Raw genomic sequence first — 1,939 nt, forward strand, 5'->3', positions numbered from 1 at the left:
CGCTTCGTCGTCGATCCACACCGTGCGTCCCGCGCTGGCCAGAACCCGTTCGGCCTGCGCATGCTGCTGCGCATCCACCGACGGCGTTGCATACAGACCGGTGACACCGGAACCGAGCAGGGCGGGGGTGTTGGGCATCGCGCGCACCACCGGCAGCGAGCCACCCAACCAGCGCTGCAGCTGCGGGCTGGTGATGCCGGCGGCGATCGAGATCACCAAGGGCTTGCTCGCCTGCGCCAGCACCTGCAGTGACTGGCAGACATCGCGCAGCACCTGCGGCTTCACCGCCAGCAGCCACGTATCGCCTTGTGCTGCCGCGTCGGCCGCGTTGTCATGGGTCTGCACGCCGAAATCGGCAGCGAGTGCTTCCCGCAGTCCGGCCACCGGTTCGGCCACGTGGATGTGCGTGGCCGGCACGCCCTGCCGGATCAGGCCGGCGATCAGGCTGCGGGCCATGTTGCCGCCGCCGATGAAGGTGATGGAATCAGCTGCCATGGGAATCTCCTTGGAATCAGGCCGGGCGCGGACGCGCGCCGAACAGGGCGGTGCCGATGCGCACCAGGGTGGCACCTTCGGCAATGGCTTCAGCGTAGTCGCTGCTCATGCCCATCGACAGGGTGTCCACCTGCGGATGACGGGCCGCCAGCACCTCGAAAAGTGTGCGCATGCGCACGAACGCATCGCGTCGGCGCTCGGCCTCGGGCCACGGCGCAGGAATCGCCATCAGGCCGCGCAACCGCAAGTTGGGTTCGGCGAGGATGGCCGCGGCCAGCGCCTCGACGTCCTCCGGCACACAACCGTGCTTGCTCGATTCGTCATCGATGTTGACCTGGATGAGCACGTTCAGCGGGCCACGTTCAGCAGGGCGGTAGCGGGCCAGGGCGGTGACCAGCTTGGGCCGGTCCACGCTCTGCACCCAGTCGAAGTGCGTGGCCACCGGCTCGGCCTTGTTCGACTGCAGGTGGCCGATCAGGTGCCATTCCAGCCCCAGACGCTGCAGCTCCTGCATCTTGGCCAGCGCCTCCTGCACGTAGTTCTCGCCGAAGGCGGTCTGGCCCTGCGCGGCAAGGGCCGCGACAGCTTCGGCCGGCTGGGTCTTGGACACCGCCAGCAGGTGCGGCGGTGGCCGCCCGGCGGCATCGGCGGCGTTGTGCAGGTTGCTCAGGATCTGGGGCAGGGGAGTGGCCACGTAACGCGTTCCGTTCAATCAGGAGGCTATACTGCCGCCCGGGGAAAGATCCTTCCAGTCGAAGCCGTTATTGGGGAGTAGCCGCTCATGGATATCGCCGAGCTGTTGGCGTTTTCCGTAAAAAACAAAGCGTCCGACCTGCATCTGTCCGCAGGCCTGCCGCCGATGATCCGCGTGGACGGCGATGTTCGCCGGATCAACATTCCAGCCCTGGACCACAAGCAGGTCCACGCGCTGGTGTACGACATCATGTCCGACAAGCAGCGCCGCGATTACGAGGAATTCCTCGAAGTCGACTTCTCCTTCGAGATCCCGTCGCTGGCGCGCTTCCGTGTCAATGCGTTCAACCAGAACCGTGGCGCCGGTGCGGTGTTCCGTACCATTCCGTCCGAAGTGCTGACCCTGGAAGACCTGGCCTGCCCGCCGCTGTTCCGCGAGGTGATCCAGCAGCCGCAGGGCCTGATCCTGGTGACCGGCCCGACCGGTTCGGGCAAGTCGACCACGCTGGCGGCGATGATCGACTACATCAACAAGAACGAATACGGCCACATCCTCACTGTCGAGGATCCGATCGAATTCGTGCACACCTCGCAGAAGTGCCTGATCAACCAGCGCGAAGTGCATCGTGATACGCACGGCTTCAACGAGGCGCTGCGCTCGGCGCTGCGTGAGGACCCGGACATCATCCTGGTCGGCGAACTGCGTGACCTGGAAACCATCCGCTTGGCGCTGACCGCCGCGGAAACCGGC

At 66.0% G+C, this 1,939-nt stretch carries 3 protein-coding genes; 1 reads left to right on the forward strand and 2 read right to left on the reverse strand.

The window, feature by feature from the left end; genetic code table 11:
• Together DBR20_RS23265 and DBR20_RS15015 are read right to left on the reverse strand one after the other, a co-directional pair.
• Nucleotides 1-495: pyrroline-5-carboxylate reductase (locus DBR20_RS23265; protein WP_258223380.1), on the reverse strand; the 495-nt coding region annotated here is incomplete at its 3' end.
• Between the two features lie 16 nt (nucleotides 496-511).
• On the reverse strand, nucleotides 512-1,189 hold the full coding sequence (locus DBR20_RS15015) for a YggS family pyridoxal phosphate-dependent enzyme (protein WP_108266732.1): 678 nt from the start codon (nucleotides 1,187-1,189) through the stop codon (nucleotides 512-514).
• A gap of 87 nt (nucleotides 1,190-1,276) precedes the next feature.
• On the opposite strand from DBR20_RS15015, the gene DBR20_RS15020 reads away from it, so the two are divergent.
• Nucleotides 1,277-1,939, forward strand: a 663-nt coding sequence (locus DBR20_RS15020; RefSeq protein WP_146187017.1) for a PilT/PilU family type 4a pilus ATPase, incomplete at its 3' end; no start/stop codon positions are given.

Origin of the sequence: Stenotrophomonas sp. HMWF023, assembly GCF_003060985.1 — a bacterium.
Lineage (GTDB): Bacteria > Pseudomonadota > Gammaproteobacteria > Xanthomonadales > Xanthomonadaceae > Stenotrophomonas > Stenotrophomonas lactitubi.